Origin of the sequence: Nonomuraea sp. PA05, from assembly GCF_008086045.1 — a bacterium.
In the GTDB taxonomy this organism is placed as follows: Bacteria; Actinomycetota; Actinomycetes; order Streptosporangiales; family Streptosporangiaceae; genus Nonomuraea; species Nonomuraea monospora.
On record NZ_VSEY01000067.1, the window covers coordinates 35,653 to 52,700 of the forward strand.

At 72.9% G+C, this 17,048-nt stretch carries 11 protein-coding genes; 7 read left to right on the forward strand and 4 right to left on the reverse strand.

Annotated features, from left to right (window positions below; all coding sequences use genetic code 11):
- Positions 1–37: 37 nt before the first annotated feature.
- The 4 genes from FXF51_RS55935 to FXF51_RS55950 form a co-directional block, all read right to left on the reverse strand.
- The gene (locus FXF51_RS55935) at positions 38–682 is read right to left on the reverse strand and encodes a response regulator (protein ID WP_148443040.1); all 645 of its coding nucleotides are present in this window, start codon (positions 680–682) and stop codon (positions 38–40) included.
- A complete protein-coding gene (locus FXF51_RS55940) occupies positions 682–1,863 on the reverse strand; it encodes a sensor histidine kinase (RefSeq protein ID WP_148443041.1) in 1,182 nt (393 codons plus the stop codon). Before FXF51_RS55940 ends, FXF51_RS55935 begins: the two co-directional genes overlap by 1 nt.
- Before the next feature lie 5 nt (positions 1,864–1,868).
- On the reverse strand, positions 1,869–4,115 hold the full coding sequence (locus FXF51_RS55945) for an MMPL family transporter (RefSeq protein ID WP_148443042.1): 2,247 nt from the start codon (positions 4,113–4,115) through the stop codon (positions 1,869–1,871).
- Positions 4,116–4,204: 89 nt separating this feature from the next.
- Positions 4,205–4,819, reverse strand: coding sequence for a TetR/AcrR family transcriptional regulator (locus FXF51_RS55950; protein ID WP_148443043.1), 615 nt, complete (start codon positions 4,817–4,819; stop codon positions 4,205–4,207).
- A 74-nt stretch (positions 4,820–4,893) separates the two neighbouring features.
- Here FXF51_RS55950 and FXF51_RS55955 point away from each other — a divergent pair, with 74 nt between their 5' ends.
- From FXF51_RS55955 to FXF51_RS55985, 7 genes are all read left to right on the forward strand, one after another.
- Positions 4,894–6,054, forward strand: coding sequence for an alpha/beta hydrolase (locus tag FXF51_RS55955; protein ID WP_148443044.1), 1,161 nt, complete (start codon positions 4,894–4,896; stop codon positions 6,052–6,054).
- 66 nt (positions 6,055–6,120) lie between these two features.
- Positions 6,121–6,309: a hypothetical protein gene (locus FXF51_RS55960; RefSeq protein WP_148443045.1), complete on the forward strand. Its 189-nt coding sequence runs from the start codon at positions 6,121–6,123 to the stop codon at positions 6,307–6,309.
- Positions 6,278–7,213, forward strand: coding sequence for a hypothetical protein (locus FXF51_RS55965; protein WP_148443046.1), 936 nt, complete (start codon positions 6,278–6,280; stop codon positions 7,211–7,213). The genes FXF51_RS55960 and FXF51_RS55965 overlap by 32 nt, the downstream gene beginning before the upstream one ends.
- Positions 7,214–7,388: 175 nt before the next feature.
- Positions 7,389–8,666 (forward strand): MFS transporter, encoded by a 1,278-nt coding sequence (locus FXF51_RS55970; protein ID WP_148443047.1) that lies wholly within the window; start codon positions 7,389–7,391, stop codon positions 8,664–8,666.
- On the forward strand, positions 8,666–9,748 hold the full coding sequence (locus FXF51_RS55975; protein WP_222871926.1) for a TauD/TfdA family dioxygenase: 1,083 nt from the start codon (positions 8,666–8,668) through the stop codon (positions 9,746–9,748). Before FXF51_RS55970 ends, FXF51_RS55975 begins: the two co-directional genes overlap by 1 nt.
- Entirely contained in the window at positions 9,745–13,776 is a 4,032-nt protein-coding gene (locus FXF51_RS55980) for a non-ribosomal peptide synthetase (protein ID WP_187415117.1), read from the forward strand. Before FXF51_RS55975 ends, FXF51_RS55980 begins: the two co-directional genes overlap by 4 nt.
- A gap of 1 nt (position 13,777) precedes the next feature.
- On the forward strand, positions 13,778–16,912 hold the full coding sequence (locus FXF51_RS55985; RefSeq protein WP_148443049.1) for a non-ribosomal peptide synthetase: 3,135 nt from the start codon (positions 13,778–13,780) through the stop codon (positions 16,910–16,912).
- Positions 16,913–17,048: the final 136 nt, after the last annotated feature.

Consider the following 17,048-nt stretch of genomic DNA (forward strand, 5'->3'; position numbering starts at 1 on the left):
GCGTGACCGGCCCCGGCGTCGCGGTGCCCGCCGGTTCTCAGCCCCGCCGTAGCAGACCGCGTTCCAAGGCGACCACCACCGCGTGCGTGCGGTCACGGGCGTCGAGTTTGGCGAAGATCCGCAGCAGGTGGGTCTTCACCGTGGCTTCGGCGATCACCAGCCGCCTGCCGATCTCGGCGTTCGACAGGCCGTCGGCGACCGCCGACAGCACATCCTCCTCGCGACTGGTCAGCGGAACCTGTGCGGGCCTGCGCATCCGGGCGACCAGGCGTTCGGCGACCCTCGGAGCGAGCACCGTCTCACCGCGGGAGGCGGCGCGGATGCCGTCGGCGAGTTGCTCCCGGGTGGCGTCCTTGAGCAGGTAGCCGACGGCGCCGGCCTCCACCGCGCGTTCGATCTCGGTGTCGGTGTCGTAGGTGGTCAGGATCAGCACCCTGGTCCGGACCGGTGCTGCGGTGATCTCGGCGGTCGCCGCCACGCCGTCCATGACGGGCATCCGCAGGTCGAGCACGGCCAGGTCCGGTTCCAGGCGCAGGACCAGCTCGACCGCCTCCCTGCCGTTGCCCGCCTCGCCGACGACCTCGATGCCTTCGTCGTCGGCGAGCAGGGCGAGGACGCCGGCGCGCATCACCGTATGGTCGTCGGCGACCACGATGCGGACGTGTCCGGAGGTGCTGTTCATCAGGGGCCCGTCCTCAGGGGTATCGCGGCCAGGATCCGGGTCCCCGCGCCGGCCGCGCTGGTGATGGTGAGCTCGCCGCCGAGTTCGTCCAGCCGTCGCCGCATGCCGTCCAGGCCGAACCCGATGGACTCGCTGACGTCGAAACCCCGGCCGTCATCGGTGATCTCCAGTTCGATGGCCTCCGGCCGCTGCGCCAGCACGACACCGACAGTGGTGGCCTGGGCGTGCTTGCGGACGTTCGCCAGAGCTTCCTGGGCGCAGCGCAGCAGGGCGATCCGGCCGGTCTGGTCGCAGTCCAGGTCGGGCAGTTCGGCCACCATGGTCAGGCCGGTGTCCTCGGCGAAGCGCCGCACGGTCCGGTGCAGGGTGCGGGAGATCGGGTCGGGGGCGAGGCCGCTGCGCGGCGCGGACCCGACCAGGGCGCGGGCCTCGGTCAGGTTCTCCCTGGCGGTCTGCTCGATGGATCGGAGCTGGTCCACGGCCCGCCCGGGGTCGTCGTGCACGTTCGTGCGCGCCGCCACCGTGAGGGCCACGATCGAGGCGAAGCCCTGAGCGAGGGTGTCATGGATCTCTCTGGCCATGCGCTCGCGCTCCTCCGCCACTCCCCTGCGCCGGTGTGCCTCCGCCAGCTCCTCCTGGGCGTCGGCGAGCTGGGAGCGCAGCCGGGCCCGTTCGTCGCGCAGCGCCAGGGCCCGGGGCGTGGCCACGGAGATCAGCACGGCCACCGCCCACACCGCGGCGGAGGAGATGGTGTTGGTGGTCAGGGTGCCGGCGCTCCAGCCCTGCCTCAAGGCCCCGCCGACGGTGATGGCGACGGCTCCCAGCCCGCTGGAGACGATGGCCGGGATCAGCGCGTCCACATAAATCATGAAATGCGGGAGCATCACCGTGTACAGCACCCCGTACCCCGGGCGCAGATAGGCGAGTGCGCCGAGGACCGCGACGAGCACGCCCACATAGGCGTACCCGAGCCGTACGGGGTTGGCCTTGCGGGTGCGGACCAGCAGGCAGCAGGCGCCCAGCACGGCCATCAGCGCCAGCGATCCGTACTTGGGCCCGGGCGGGAGGTCGCTGAGAACGGTGATCAGGGCCAGCAGGCCGATGATCGCCCACGAGAAGACCTCCCACCAGTGGAGCATCCAGATCCAGAACGGGTCCCCGCGCTGTGGCCGATTGAGCATGGAGGTCAGCGTACGGTCTCCAGATCAGGCGACATCGCGCCGGGGCGGGGCGTCAGGCCGGCGGAACCCGGGCCGCGCCGCCCGGGCCAGGCCCGGTCGCCGAGCAGCCGCAGCGCCGCGGGCAGGATCAGCAGCCTGATCACGAACGCGTCCAGCAGGACGGCCAGGGCCAGGCAGAAGCCCATCTGCTTCATCTCCGTCAGGTGCAGGAAGACGAAGGCGGCGAAGACGGTCACCATCACGACGGCCGCGCTGGTCACCACCTGAGCGGAGTGCCCGATGCCCTCCACCGCCGCCTGCCTCGCCGGCACGCCACGGTCCATCGCCTCCTTGATCCTGCTGATGACGAAGAACTGGTAGTCCATCGAGAGGCCGAAGAGGATGACGAACAGGAACAGCGGCACCCGGGAGGCGATCGCGCCGAGCGAGTCGAAACCGAGCAGTCCCTCCGCCCAGGTGCCCTGGAAGACGATGACGAGCACGCCCAGCGCCGCCCCCGCGGACAGCAGGTTGAGCAGGACACCGAGCCCGGCGATGACCACCGAACGATAGACCAGCAGCGTCATCAGGAAGGTCAGCAACAGCAGGCTGCCGATGACCAGGGGCAGCTTGCCGCTCTCATGCCGGACGTAGTCCTGGCCGCGGGCCACGTCGCCGCTGACCGCGGTCTCCGCGCCGGGGATCTTGCCGACGGTCGCGGGGATGTAGCTTTCTCGCAGGCGCTGCAGGGAGGCGACGGCCCTCGCGTCCTGGGCGGGGTAGGGAACGGCCAGCTCCAGTACGGCGGTGCGGCCGTCGGCCGAGGCGCGGACGATCGGTTCGGCGGACCGGTCGGCGAGGCCGGTGGCCGTGGCCTTCGCGGTGTCGGAGTTGGTGCTGTTCGAAGCGGCGGTGGAGGCGAACAGCGGGTCGGACTGGGCGCGTCCGGCGAGCTCGGTGAGAGCCCGGCGGATCTGCGGGGCGCGCTCGGCGGTGGAGCGCACCACCACCTCGTGCTTGACGAGAAGTTCCGGGTACGCGGCGGTGAGCCGGTCATAGGACCGCATGGCCGGGATGTCCCTGGAGAAGGTGTCCCTGCCGGGGTCGATCAAGTTGATCGTGAGGACGGGAGCGGCCAGCCCCAGCATCAGGAGCGTCGATGCGACCAGGGTGACGACGGGATACCGCTGCGCGGGGCGGAGCAGACGGCCGAGCACCTGATGGTCGGTGCGTACGCGTCCGACCCTCTTCCGCGCGCGGCGCTCGGCTCGCCGTCCCAGTTTCACCAGCAGGGCGGGCAACACGGTGAGCGAGCTGGCCACGGCGACCGCCACCACCAGGATGGTGCCGGTGGCCAGGGAGGAGAAGATCACGTCCGAGGCCAGGTAGAGGGTGGCGGTGGAGACGATCACGGCGAGGCCGGAGGCGACGATGGTCCTGCCCGCGGTCGCCGCCGCCAGCTCCACCAGCGCCTCGCTGCTCAGCCGCCCACCGGCCCTGGCTCGCTCATCGCGTTCCCGCTTGAGATAGAACAGCGTGTAGTCGACGCCGACGGCCAGGCCGATCAGCAGGATCATGTTCGTGCCCACGCCGGCGTCGGGCACCAGATGGGAGACGACCATGGACAGGCCCAGCGCCGCGGCGATCGAGGAGAGCGCCAGCACCAGCGGAACGGCCGCCATCACGATCGACCCGAAGACGCCCAGCAAGGTGATCACCGTGACGGGGAGCGTGATCTTCTCGGAGAGCGCGAGATCCTCGCCGCGCTGATCGTTGACGCCCTGGCTGATGGAGGGCGAGCCGGTCTGCTCGATCCGCAGGCCGGGGTACGCCGCGGCGATCTTCCCGGTCAGCGCCCGCAACGGGACGACGTTCTTCTTGCCCTCCAGCTCGGGCCCGTGCAGGACCACCGGGACCCGCAACGCCGTACCGTCCCTGGAGGCGACGGGCTCGCCGACCCGCTTCACCTCGGGAAGGCCGCGCATCGCGGCGGCGAGTTCCGTGGCGGCCCGCCTTGCCGGGGAGGCGGCCAGCGAGCCGTGGACGGCGGTGATCAACAGGTGGTCGGTGGGTTCGCGATGCAGGCCTGCCTGCTCGGCGACCGTCTCGGCGCGTCCGGCCTCACCGACCCGGAAGTCCTGCGTGGTCGCCTCGTTGGTGCCGAGCGCGATCCCGGCGCCGAGACACAGGATGACAAAGACGATCCAGCCGGTGATCGCCCGCCAGGGGTGGCGCGCGCTCCAGCGAGCAGCAGTTGCGGGGAGATTCCTCATGCCCACGATGGTGTCCGCCGGAGGCGCCCCGTCGGCAGCGGCGATGGGTTGAACCTGTTGTCCACCGATCGGTGGACAAGGGGTACCGATCAGCGCGTGATCAGGCCGAGCGCCGCGTCCAGCGCCGCGAGCTGCGGTACGGCGTCCGCGCCCGCGAGCTCCGGCCCGGGATCCATCAGGATGGCCCACATCAGGCCGTCGATGATCGCCAGGATGAGGCGGGCGAGCGCTTCCGTGTCCTGGCCAGGGCCCAGCTCCCCGGTGGAACGCGCGTACCGCAGCGCGCGGTCCAGGTTGCCGAGCGCCTCCTGGTGCAGCTCCGCGATCACCTTGGCGAAGTCCGGCCGCACGGCGGCCTTCGCGTAGAAGGCGGCCCAGACGCGGGCCTCCCCCAGCCTGGTCGTGTCCAGGGGCAGCGACTGCAGGATCGCGGCGCGCAGCGCGCCGGCGAACGTCATCGCGTCCGGGCCGCCCAGGCGGATCCCGCCCAGGCGCCGCCTGGCCGACTCGACGACGCTGCGCAGGGCGAAGTGCAGCATCTCGTCCTTGGTGCGGAAGTAACGCTGCACCGCGCCCACCGAACAGCCCGCCTCGGCCGCGACCGTACGGACGCTGACCGCCTCCATCCCCTCCCGCTCGGTGACGCGCAGCAGCGCGGCGGCGATGTGGCGGCGCCGCGCCTGATGATCGACCGACTTCGGCATTCCTCCAGTCTCCCGCATGCGGCGGCATGCGGGTACAGTCGTATTAAATACGATCGTATTCAGAAGGAGGCGTCATGGCACCGCACCGGCACACAGGACGCCGCAGGATCGCGCTGACCGGGTCCTGGCTCGCCGCTGTGATCGCACTCGTCCTCGCGGCGCCGGCTCTGCTGCCGATGCCGAACCTGGAGCTGTGGGCGCTCGGCATGCTGGTCACGGAGTTCAGCCTGGCCCTGGCGGGCCTCGCGGCGCTGGGAGCGGGGGCGGCCGTTCTGGCGAGGAGGTGGGGCGCGGCGTGGAGCGCGGGGGTGGTGGCCTTCGTCAACGCGACGCTGCTCGTCGCGGGCCTGCTGCCGCCGGTCTCGGCCTGGGCGACCGCGCGGGAGCTCGACGTCCGGCTGAGCCCGTCACGGTACTTCGGCGGGCTGTCCAGCACCGCCGCGCGCGGGCCTGACGCCACCGTCCGGTACGCCCGGATCGGCGGCACCGACCTCATGCTCGACGTCTGGCGGCCCCCACGGCCGACCGGCGCTCCCGCACCCGCGGTGATCAACATCCACGGCGGCACGCAGCAGGCCGGGCAGAGCCTCTTCCCGCGCTGGGACGCCTGGCTGGCCGACTCCGGCTACGTCGTGTTCGACATCTCCTACCGCTTCTTCCGCTCCGGTGACTGGCGGACGACGCCAGGGGACGTGAAGTGCGCGCTCGGCTGGGTCGCCCGCAACGCCGCGCGCTACGGCGCCGACCCGGACCGGATCGTCATGATGGGCCAGTCGGCGGGCGGTTACCTGGCGCTGCTGGCCTCCTACACCACCGCCGCCGAGCTGCCCGCCACCTGCCCCGCCCCGCAGCCGGACATCGCCGCCGTCGTCGCCTGGTACCCCCCTGCCGACCTGGCCAGGCCCATGACGCCCTCGTTCCGGCTGGCCGAGCCGTTGCGGCGGCAGCTCACCGAGGAGGGCCCGCTGCCGTCGCCGCAGGAGGCCGGGCGCGTCTCCCCGCTCACCTACCTCCGCCGGGGGCTCCCGCCGACCCTGCTCGTCCAGGGCGGGCGCGACTTCCTGCAGCCCGCCGCCGACACCCGCGCCTTCGCCGGCCGCCTGGCCGCCGCCGGGGTCGAGCACAGGCTGGTCGAGATCCCGTACGCCGACCACCAGTTCGACCTGAGCTGGGGCGGCTTCGGCAGCCAGATCACCCGGCACGTGACCGAGCGGTTCCTGCGCGAGGTCCGCTGACCTCACAGACCTGCCCGACCCGCTGTCCGACGCTGGCGACGCTCGGACGTGCCGCCGCCGAGCGCTGTGGACGAGATGCCCGCCCCGGGCTCATCACCGATCGGCCACAACCGCATCCCGCGCCTCCAAACACCGAAGAAGATCATGCATTATCTACCGCAGAACCGGCAGCTGCAGTCGCCCGAACTTGTCATCACCGGAATCGAAGAAGGGCAGCGGAAGCATGGCGCGGGAATCGTCGACGGAACGCAATGACGAGGGCGGTCAGCCGGTGAGCAGGAAACTGCTCTACCCGATCTGCCGCTGGACCCTCACGGTGATTCTGCTGCAGTACGGCTTCGCCAAAATCTTCGGCGCGCAGTTCACCATTCTCGATTCCGAGCTCGACAAACCCATGGGCACGGTCCGCGGATTCTGGCTGACCTGGTATTACTTCGGATACTCACCGATCTTCGGCAATTTGATAGCACTCCTGCAGATCGGTTTCGGCCTGGCGCTGGCGTTTCGCCGCACCACCCTGCTCGGCGCCGCCGGAGCCGCGGCGCTGCTCGGCGGGATCACCGTGCTGAACGTCTCCTACGGGATCGCCATCGACGCGATGGTGGTCGCCGCGCTCGGGACAGCCTGCGCCGGGTATTTGTTGTGGCAGCACCGCCGGGAGCTGACCGCGTTGTTCTGGCGCGACCAGAATCGCATCGCGCCGGGAACCCGATCCGCGCGCCTGCGCTGGGTGCACGCCGGAGTCGTCCTGCTCCTGGTCATCGGAGCGGCTTCGTGCTCCTATCTGGTCGCCAATTACAACAATCGGCTGCCCACCCCGCTGGACGGTACGTGGGACGTGACCGCGGGCACTTTCCAGCCGGCGGGCCTGCCCGGCCCTGTCGAGCGCGTCTATTTCGAGCACAATCGCGCGTTCCAGGTGGTTCTCCGCCATGGGCAGACCTGGCAGACGCACCATTTCGAGGTCGATCCGGCCGCCGCCACGATCGGCATCTGGCAGACCTGGCTCCGCAAGGGCGACCGGTTGCTGTCCGGCCGGTACGAGCTCACCGCCGGCCGCCTGCTGATCCACGGCACGGACCTGACGACAGGACGGCCGCTGCGGTGGGAACTGCGGGCCGTACCGGCCGAGCGGCTCCGGCCCGGCCGGTCAGGGTGAGGACGGACGCGCCCGCGGGCCCTCACTGATCGGCCCGTGACCGTCAGCCTGCTCAGCCCTCGGCCGTCGCGGGCCTCCGCGAGCGCGTTCCTCAGCAGGCTCTCTGCGATCGTCGGCACTCCCGTGGAACGACTTGGAACGCCTCCTCCTACGGGATCGATCGAGGGGGCAATCGATGGCGGGGGCTCTGCTGCGCAGCGCAGATTTTCTGAAGTTCTGGACCGCACAGTGCGTGTCCCAGGCCGGGAGCCAGATCAGCGTGATCGCGTTCCCGCTGCTGGCCGTCCTGACGTTGCACGCCGACGCGATCCAGGTGGGCGTGCTCACCGCGCTCGGCCGCGCGCCGTGGCTGCTGTTCGCGCTGCCGGCGGGGGTCCTGGCCGACCGCAGAAGGCGGCACGGGCTGCTCGTCGGCGCCGACCTCGTACGGGCGGCGGCGCTGGCCTGGATCCCGGTGGCCGCGATGCTGGGCGTGCTCACCGTGGAACAGCTGTACGTCGTCACGTTCGTGCTCGGGTCGATGACGGTGATCTTCGACATCGCCGCGCAGTCGTACCTGCCCGCCATCACACCGGCGGAGCGGCTGGCCGACGGCAACAGCAAGCTGGAGATGAGCCGGGCCGGCGCCGAGGCGGTCGGGCCGAGCGCGGGCGGGGTGCTGGTCCAGCTCGTCTCGGCGCCCGTCACGATCGTCGTCGACCTGGTGTCGTTCCTGGTCTCGGCGGTGCTGCTGAGCCGCATCAGGACGAGGGAGCCCGCCGTGGCCGCCCCGGCGACGGGCCGCTCGATCCCCGCCGAGATCAAGGAGGGCCTGCGGTTCGTCCTCGGGCACCGCCTGCTGCGGTGGAACGTGATCGCCGCGGCGACGGCCAACTTCTTCGGCAACATGCTGCTGGCGGTGCAGGTGCTGTTCATCCTGAACGGTCTCGGGCTGCGCCCGGCCCTGATCGGGCTGATCCTGGGGGTCGGCAGCCTCGGCGCCGTGGCGGGGGCGGCGGTCGCGACCACGCTGATCAGGCGGGCCGGCTTCGGGCCCACGCTCATCATCGGGCTGGCGACGACGGCCGCGGGCGGGGTCGTCCTCGGCCTCGCCGGCGGCCCCTACCCGATGCGGGTCGGCCTGGCGGGGCTCGCCGCGACGCTGCTGGTGTTCGGCGTTCCGCTCTTCGACGTCGCCGTCGTCACGCTGCGGCAGCTCATCACCCCCGACCGGCTGCTCGGCCGGGTCAACGCCAGCATGCGTTTCCTCATCTTCGGCACGATGCCGGTCGGCGCGCTCGCGGGCGGGCTGCTCGCCGAGCACGCCGGCCTGCGGACGGCTGTCCTCGTGGCGGGGGCCGGGCTCGCCGTCCCCGTCGTGCTCCTGCTGATCTCACCACTCGCACGGCTGCGCACCGATGTGCGGTCGTCGTCCGCCGCGATGGATGTCGCGGCTCCAACCGGAGGTAAGTGATGACCACAGATATGACCAGCCCGCTCGCGTCCGGCGGCACGGGCACACCTGTACGCACGGTCCGGCGACGGGCCATCAGAGTCTCCGACGGGGAGCTGGTGAGCGTCGACACCGAGGCCGGCCTGGCGGTCGTGGTGCGGCCCCGGGTGGCCGGCGTGGACCTGGCGGGGTGGCTGCGCGATCACCGCGCGCAGGTGGAGCGGTTGCTGCACGAGCGCGGCGCCATCCGGCTGCGCGGCTTCGGCGTCGCCACCGCCGCCGATTTCGAGGCCGTCTCGCACAGCCTCGGTCCCGGGCTGCTCGACTACGTGTACGGCTCGACGCCCCGCTCACGCGAGAAGGGCAGTGTGTACACCTCGACCGAGTACCCGCCCGACCAGGTCATTCCCCAGCACAACGAGATGGCGTACTCCCGCCGCTGGCCGATGAAGCTGTGGTTCTTCTGCAAGATCGCCGCGGCCGCCGGCGGGGAGACTCCGCTCGCCGACAGCCGCCGGGTACTCGCCCGGCTCGACCCCGGCCTGCGCCGCCGCTTCGCCGAGCGGGGCGTGCGCTACGTCCGCAACTACGGCGGCGGCCTCGACCTGTCGTGGCAGCAGGTCTTCGAGACCGACCGCCGTGAGCAGGTCGAGAGCGTCTGCAGGACCCTGCGCATCACCTACGAGTGGCTGCCGCACGACCGGCTGCGCACCTGGCAGGTCTGCCAGGCGGTGGCGAACCACCCGGTGACCGGCGAGGCCGCCTGGTTCAACCAGGCGCACCTGTTCCACCCGTCCAACCTGCCCGCGGACGTGCGCGAGTCGCTGCTCGCCACCGCCGGGCAGAACGACCTGCCCCGCAACGCCCTCTACGGCGACGGCTCCCCCATCGAGGACGCCGCCCTGGAGGAGATCAGAGCGGCCTTCGCGGCCGAGACCGTCGCCGAGCCGTGGGCCGGGGGCGAGGTGCTGCTGATCGACAACGTGCTGATGTCGCACGGCCGGCGGCCGTACGACGGGCCGCGCAAGGTGCTCGTGGCCATGACCGACCCCAATCCCGATCCCGACGCGGACGCGGACGCGGAACGAGAGGACGTGCAGTGAACGGAGCTTCTGACATCCAGCAGGTCTCCCTCCACGTGGAGGGGTTCGCCCTGTCACCGCAGCAGCGGGACCTGTGGGTGCGAGCCGAGGAGGCGGGCGAGCCCGTACCCGAGATCCGCTGCGCGGTGACCATTGACGGCGACCTGGACCGTGACGAGCTGCGCAGGGCCGTCGCCGAGGTGGTGGCGCGGCACGAGATCCTGCGGACCGGCTTCCACCTCGTACCGGGCCTGACGCTGCCGATCCAGGTGATCACTCCGGCCGCGGACGTGCCCGCCGGCGCGTTGATCCGCGGGGCGGGCGGTGCCCCGTTCGCCGGCGCGGAGGCGGCGTCGCGGGACGACCTCGCCCGGGTGAGCCTGCTGCGCGCCGAACTGGTCCGGCGCTCGGCGCGCGAGCACACGTTGCTGCTGAGACTGCCGGCGCTCTGCGCCGACGTCCCCGGCATGGCGGCGCTCGCCCGCGAGATCGTCACGCACTACGGCGACGGCGCCGCCACCGGCCCCGCCGAACAGGACCTACCGCAGTACGCCGACCTGGCGGAGTGGATGAACGAGCTGCTCACCTCGCCCGACGCCGAGGCCGGCGCCGAGTTCTGGCAGCGGCAGACGGCGGGGGGCTCGCCGCTGCTGCCCTTCCGGCGCGAGATCGGCGAGGAGGGGACGACGGCCGCGAGCGCCCGCGTCCCCGTCGCCGGGCGCGTCTGGGAGCACGCCGGGCAGATGGCGCGGCGGCTGGCCGTGTCGCCGGGCGCTGTGCTCACGGCCTTCTGGGCGGTGACCCTGTACCGCTACACCCGCCAGCAGGCCATGACCCTGACGCTGGCCTGCGCCGGCCGCGACCACGAGGACCTGCGGGACGGCATCGGCCCGGTGGGCAGGGAAGTGCCGATGGGCGTGGAACTCGCCGACGACCTGCCTCTCGCCGAGGCGGTCCGGCGCGTCGCGCACCTGGACGCCGAGCTGCGCGACTTCGCGTTCTCCTACGACGCGGGACGAATCCCGGCCGCCGACGCGGGACGAACGACGGCCGCCGACGCGGCGCGGGCATCGGCCCACGACACGGGGCGGGCATCGGCCCACGACACGGGGCGAGCGGCGGCCGCCGGCCATCGGGTGGCCGTCGGGCACGACACGGTCGAGGCGCTGCCCACCGGCCGCGGCGTGCGCTTCTCGATCGCCTCGTTGGAGCGTTCCAGCGGCCTGGCCCCGCTGGAGCTGCGCTGCGTCGAGTTGCCCGGCACGGTCCTGCTCACGATCGAGCACTGTCCCCGCCGGTACGCCGCCGCCGACGTGCGCGCTCTCGCCGCGAGCCTGGCCGCGCTGGCCGAGCACGCGGCCTCGGAGCCGGAGACGGAGGTGGGATCCCTGCGGCTGACCCTCGCGGAAGAGGCCGGGGCCCGCCCGCCCGCCGGGAACCCGGCCCTGGTGCACGAGCTGTTCGAGCGGCACGCGGCCGCCACTCCGCACGCCGTGGCCGTCGCCTTCGAAGGTGACCGGCTCACCTACGGCGAGCTGCGCGAACGCGCTCACCGCGCCGCGGGCAGGCTGGCCGCGGCCGGGGTGCGTCCTGGCGAGCTGGTACCGGTCCTCGCCGACCGGGGCACGGACGCCATCGCCGCCGTTCTCGGCGTGCTCATGGCCGGGGCCGCGTACGTGCCCGTCGAGCCCGGCACGCCCGCGAACCGGATCGCGTTCATCCTCGGCGACGTCGGTGCCCGCGTGGTGCTGGCCCCGTCGCGCCTGGCCGGCCGGCTCCCCGCCGGCGTGCGGCACGTCGAGCTGGAGGCGCTGCGCGAGCCGGGCGGCGCCGAGCCGCCCACGGCCGTGGTGGACGCCGGCGGTCCCGCCTACGTGATCTACACCTCCGGCACCACCGGCACCCCGAAGGGCGTCGTCGTGGAGCACGGCCAGATCGCGCACTACGTGGCGGGTGTCACCGGCAGACTCGGCGCTCCGGTGGCGGGCAGTTTCGCCATGGTGTCCACGCTGGCCGCCGACCTCGGCAACACCGCGCTGTTCCACGCGCTGTGCGGCGGCGGCACGCTGCACGTCATCTCCAAGGACCGTGCCTCCGACCCCGACGGCCTGGCCGCCTACCTGCGCGCCGAGGCCGTCGACCGGATGAAGATCGTACCGTCCCATCTGCGCGCCCTGCTCGACTCGGCGACCAGGCCCGCCGACCTGCTCCCGCGCACCACGCTGGTGCTCGGCGGCGAGCCGCTGACCCACGAGCTGGCCGCGCGGATCGCCGAGCTCGGCTCCTGCGCGCTGGTCAACCACTACGGTCCTACCGAGACGACCGTCGGCGCCACCACCTACGCGGTGGCCGAGGGCGTGGACGCGCGCTGCCGCACGGTGCCCGTCGGGCGGCCGTTCGGCGGCACGCGGCTGCTGCTGCTCGACCCGGCGCGCAACCCGGTGCCCGACTGGGTGCCGGGCGAGGCGTACGTGAGCGGGCCCCAGGTGGCGCGCGGCTACCTCAACCGGCCCGACGTCACGGCCGAGCGGTTCCTGACCCTGCCCACGGGCGAGCGCGCCTACCGCACCGGCGACCTGCTGCGGCGCCTGCCCGGTGGCGCGCTGGAGTTCCTCGGCCGGGTCGACGACCAGGTCAAGATCCGGGGCTACCGGGTGGAGCCGGGAGAGATCGAGGCCGTCATCAGGACGTACCCCGACGTGCACGACGTCACCGTGCTCGCCCGCCAGGACGGCGCCGGCGACCGCCACCTGGCCGCCTACGTGGCTGCTCAAGGGGCTGCTGAAGGGGCTGCGCACGGGCCCGGCCCGGCAGCCGCGGGACTGCGCGAGTTCCTGCACGAACGGCTGCCGGACCATATGGTCCCCGCCACCATCGAGGTGCTCGACGCGCTGCCGCTCACCCCCAACGGCAAGGTCGACAGGAAGGCCCTGCTCGAACGCGAGCCGCAGGCCGCCCATCCGTCCCGCCCCGTCGTGGCGCCCCGCGACGAGGAGGAGGCGCGCCTGCTCGCGGTGTGGCAGGACACACTGAACAACCACTCGCTCGGCGTCACCGACGACTTCTTCGAGGCCGGCGGCAACTCCCTGCTCGCGGTACGGCTCATCGCCCAGGTCCGCCGGGCCACCGGCCATGCCCTGCCGCTGTCGGCTCTGTTCCCGTCCGGGACCGTCGAGTCGATGGCGCGCCTGCTTCGCGGGGATACGGACGCGCCGGAGGCGGTGATCGTGCCGCTCAACCCCGGCGGCACGCGGCAACCGTTCTTCTGCGTGCACGCGGGCGGCGGCACCGCGCTCGGCTACCGCGAGCTGGCCCGGGACCTCGGCCCCGACCAGCCCTTCTACGCCCTGCAGTCACCCGGCCTGGACGGCGGCGAGCTGCTGACCAGCCTGCCGGAGATGGCCGCCGAGTACGTCAAGGCGATGCGCGCGGTCCAGCCCGAGGGGCCCTACCTGATCGGCGGCTGGTGCCTCGGCGGCATCATCGCCTACGAGATGACGTGCGTGCTGCGCGCCCAGAACCAGCGGACCGCGCTGCTCGTGCTGATCGACAGCGACAATCCGCTCACCGCCGGCGCGGGCGCCACTCGTGCGGAACCCACCGAGGACGTCCTGGTCAGGCGCTTCGCCTGGCACTTCGGCATCGACGGCCGGCTGCGTCCCGACCTGGCGGCGCTGACCAGCGATCAGCGGCTCGATCATCTGCTGGACGTCGCCTGCGAGCACGGCGTGCTGCCCGCCGGTGCCGGGCGCACCGAGCTCGGCCATCTGCTGCGCGTCTACAGCAACAACATCCGCGCGGTGGAGGCGTACCTGGACGAGTTCACCCCCGGCGACCTGCCCGATCATCCGGTGGTCCTCTACCGGCCGATCGAGGAGCTGGCGGGCGGGCAGGACGCCGGGTTCGGCTGGCCGGCGCTGGTCGCCGACCGCCTCACCGTCGAAGTGGTGGGCGGCGACCACCACTCGGTCATGCGCGCGCCCGCCGTGAGCGCGCTGGCCGGCCGCATCGGGACACTGCTCGGGCGGCTCGCCGGACGGGAGGGCTGACATGCGCATCGAGACGGCCCTGCCAGAGCCGGCGGGGAACGCGGCGAAGGCGTTTGAAACCAGGCCTGACGTCGTTCACGAGCGGGTCAGGGCGCAGGCGGCGCGCCGGCCGCGTGCCACCGCGCTCATCGACGGCGCCGAGCAGGTGAGCTACGGCGTGCTCGACGCCGCCTCCGACGCCTACGCCGAGACGCTGCGAGAGCTGGGCATCGGCCCGGGGACGGTCGTCCCGGTGCTGCTGCCGCGCTCGGCGCACCTGGTCGCGGTGCTGCTGGCGATCCTCAAGCGCGGCGCGGCCTACGCGGCGCTCGACGAGCGGTGGCCGGACGAACGGCTGTCGGCCCTGGTACGCCAGTGCGGCCCGCTCCTGGTCACCCGCCGCACCGCCACAGCGTGGCCGGCGCGCGTCTGGACACCGCCGCGGGACGCCCTGAGCGAGGTGGCCGCCGCCGCCCGCCCGCACACCCCGATCACCGTGACGGAGGACGCGGCGTGCTGCGTCTTCTTCACCTCCGGCACCACCGGCACGCCCAAGGGGGTGGTCTCGCCGCACCGCGGCACCGTCCGGCTGTTCCAGGACTGCGCGTTCGCCGACTTCGGCCAGGACACGGTGATGCCCCAGGCCGCTCCCCTGCCGTGGGACGCCTTCAACCTGGAGCTGTGGAGCACGCTGATGAACGGCGGCACGTCCGTGCTGGTCCGCGGCGAGCACCTGCTGCCTGGCGAGCTGCGCGAGATGGTGGCCCGCCACGGCGTCAACACCCTCTGGCTGACCGCGTCGCTGTTCAACCTGTACGCCGACGAGGACGTGGCCGCCTTCACCGGCGTGCGCCAGGTGATGACCGGCGGGGAGCGCCTGTCCGTCGCGCACGTGCGGCGCGTCCTCGACCATCATCCGGGGTTGCGCCTGGTCAACGGCTACGGCCCGGTGGAGAGCACGATCTTCGCCACCACGCACCGCATCACGGCGGAGGACTGCGCGAGCGGCGGGCAGATCCCCATCGGGCGGCCCGTGGCCAAGACCCGCGTGCACGTCCTGGACGGCGACCGGCCCTGCCCGGTGGGCGTCCAGGGCGAGCTGTGCGTCTCAGGCGACGGCCTGGCGCTCGCCTACCTCGGCGACCCGGAGCTGACGGCGGAGAAGTTCGCCACCGTGGACCTCGACGGCGAGCCCACCAGGCTGTACAGGACCGGCGACCTCGGCCACCGGTCGGCCGACGGCCTGCTGCATTACAGCGGCCGGGCCGACCGCCAGGTGAAGATCCGCGGCAACCGGATCGAACCGGCCGAGATCGAGCGGGCGGCCGGCGACGTGCCCGGGGTGACCTGGTGCGCCGCCGTCCCGGAGGCCCACGACGGCGCCTACCGGCGGATGGTGCTGTTCTACCGGCTCGCGGATGGCGCCGCCCTCCTCCCGGGTGACCTGTCCGCGCTGCTGCGCGCCGCCCTGCCCGGATACCTGGTGCCGGACGAGGTCTGTGAGGTGCGCGGCGTACCGCTCACCTCCACCGGCAAGCTCGACCAGCGGGCGCTGCTCGCCCTGCCGCAGCGCACGGCCGGCCGGCGCGGGACCGCGGCGCGGGCGGACACCGCCGAACTCACCGGCGACGCGGTGGCCGCCGTGTTCGCCGACGTGCTCGGCATGCCCGGCGTCCGGGCCGACCTGTCGTTCTTCGCGGCCGGCGGAACCTCGCTGGACGCGATGCGGCTGTGCGTACGGCTGGAGTCGCGCTTCGGCACGGCCGTACCGGTCTCGCAGCTCTTCCGCACCCCGGACGCGAGCAGCCTGGCCGCCTGGCTGGACGCCGCCCACGCCCCCGCCCAGGACGAGCGGATCGACCCCGAGCGCGTACCTCTCATGCCGATGCAGGTCGGCTTTCTCATCAAGCACCTGCTCGACCCGCAGGAGGTCGCCGGCCTGTGCCGCCTGGCCTGGTGGTTCGACGAGCCTCCGGACGAGGGCGCGTTGCTCGGCGCGTTGCGCGACGTGACCGCCAGGCACGAGGCGCTGCGCGCGTGTTACGTCGTGGACGAGACGGACGGGCAGCCGCTGGCGCTCGTGGACGCGCACGCGCCCGCCGTCGGCCAGGAACGCGAGTGGCTGGCGCTGCCCGCGGAGCCGGACGAGGAACACGCCTGGCGGGCACTGGAGGCGGCACTGGTCCACCCGCTCGCCATCGGCGACGGGCGCGTCTGGCGGGCCGGCCTCGTCCGTTCCGCGGACACCGGCCGGACGCTGCTCGGGCTGGCCGTGCACCACGTGGCCTTCGACGAGTGGTCGCAGAGCGTCCTGTGCGACGACCTGTCGCGCGCGTACCGGGTCAGGCTCGGGCTCGCGGAACCTCCCGCGGCGCCTCCCCCGGCGCTGTGGCAGGTGGTCGCGGAGTATCGGCGGCAGCGCGGGCAGGCGGACCTGACCGCGCAGCGCGCCTACTGGCGCACCGCCCTCGGCGGTACTCCCCGGCTGCGCGTCCCGGCCGTCCCTCCCGGTGAGAACGCGCCGGCGTCCCGCTCCTGGACCATCACCGCCGGGGAGCTGGCGGTCTGGGACAAGACCGCGCGCGCCTACGGCACCACCCGCTTCGCGGTGCTGCTTGCCGCCTACGCCGACGCGCTGCACCGCGTCGCCGGGCAACCCGACCTGGCGATCGGCACCCCCGTCGCCAGGCGGGCGAGCCGGACCCTCGCCACAGCGCTGACCTGCCTGATCGACACGGTCTGCGTACGCGTCCGCCCGGCCGCGGCCCCCGACGGGGAGAGCCTGATCACCCAGGTGCGGGAGGCGGCGGGCGCGGCGCTCGCGGCGGCGGACGTGCCGTTCAGCGAGGTCGTCGAACTCGTCAACCCCGTGCGTGACGGCTCGGGCACCCCGCTGTACCAGGCCATGTTCAGCCTGCACGACCAGGAGCCCGTCCTGGAGCTGGGCGGCCTGGCAGGGGCGTTCCGCCGGCCCGACCCGGCTGAGGCCACCTGCGAGCTGGTGACGGGGGTGTGGCCGCGCCAGGACGGCGGCTGCGTCGTCCATGTGGCCCGCAGGCAGGACCGGATGCCGGCGTCCTTCGCCTGGGCGGCCGGGGAGCGACTGGTCGCCATCCTGCGCTCCGGCCCCACGGCCCTGCGGGAAGGCACGAACTGACCGCGACGGCCGCGCCCCGTCAAGGGCGCGGCCGTCCCGGCACGTCAGGAGGCGTGGCTGATGGCCCCGGACCGTTCGACGACCTTCTGCGCCGTGTCCGAGCCCTCGAAGCGGGTCTTCGTCGTCTGGTACGGGT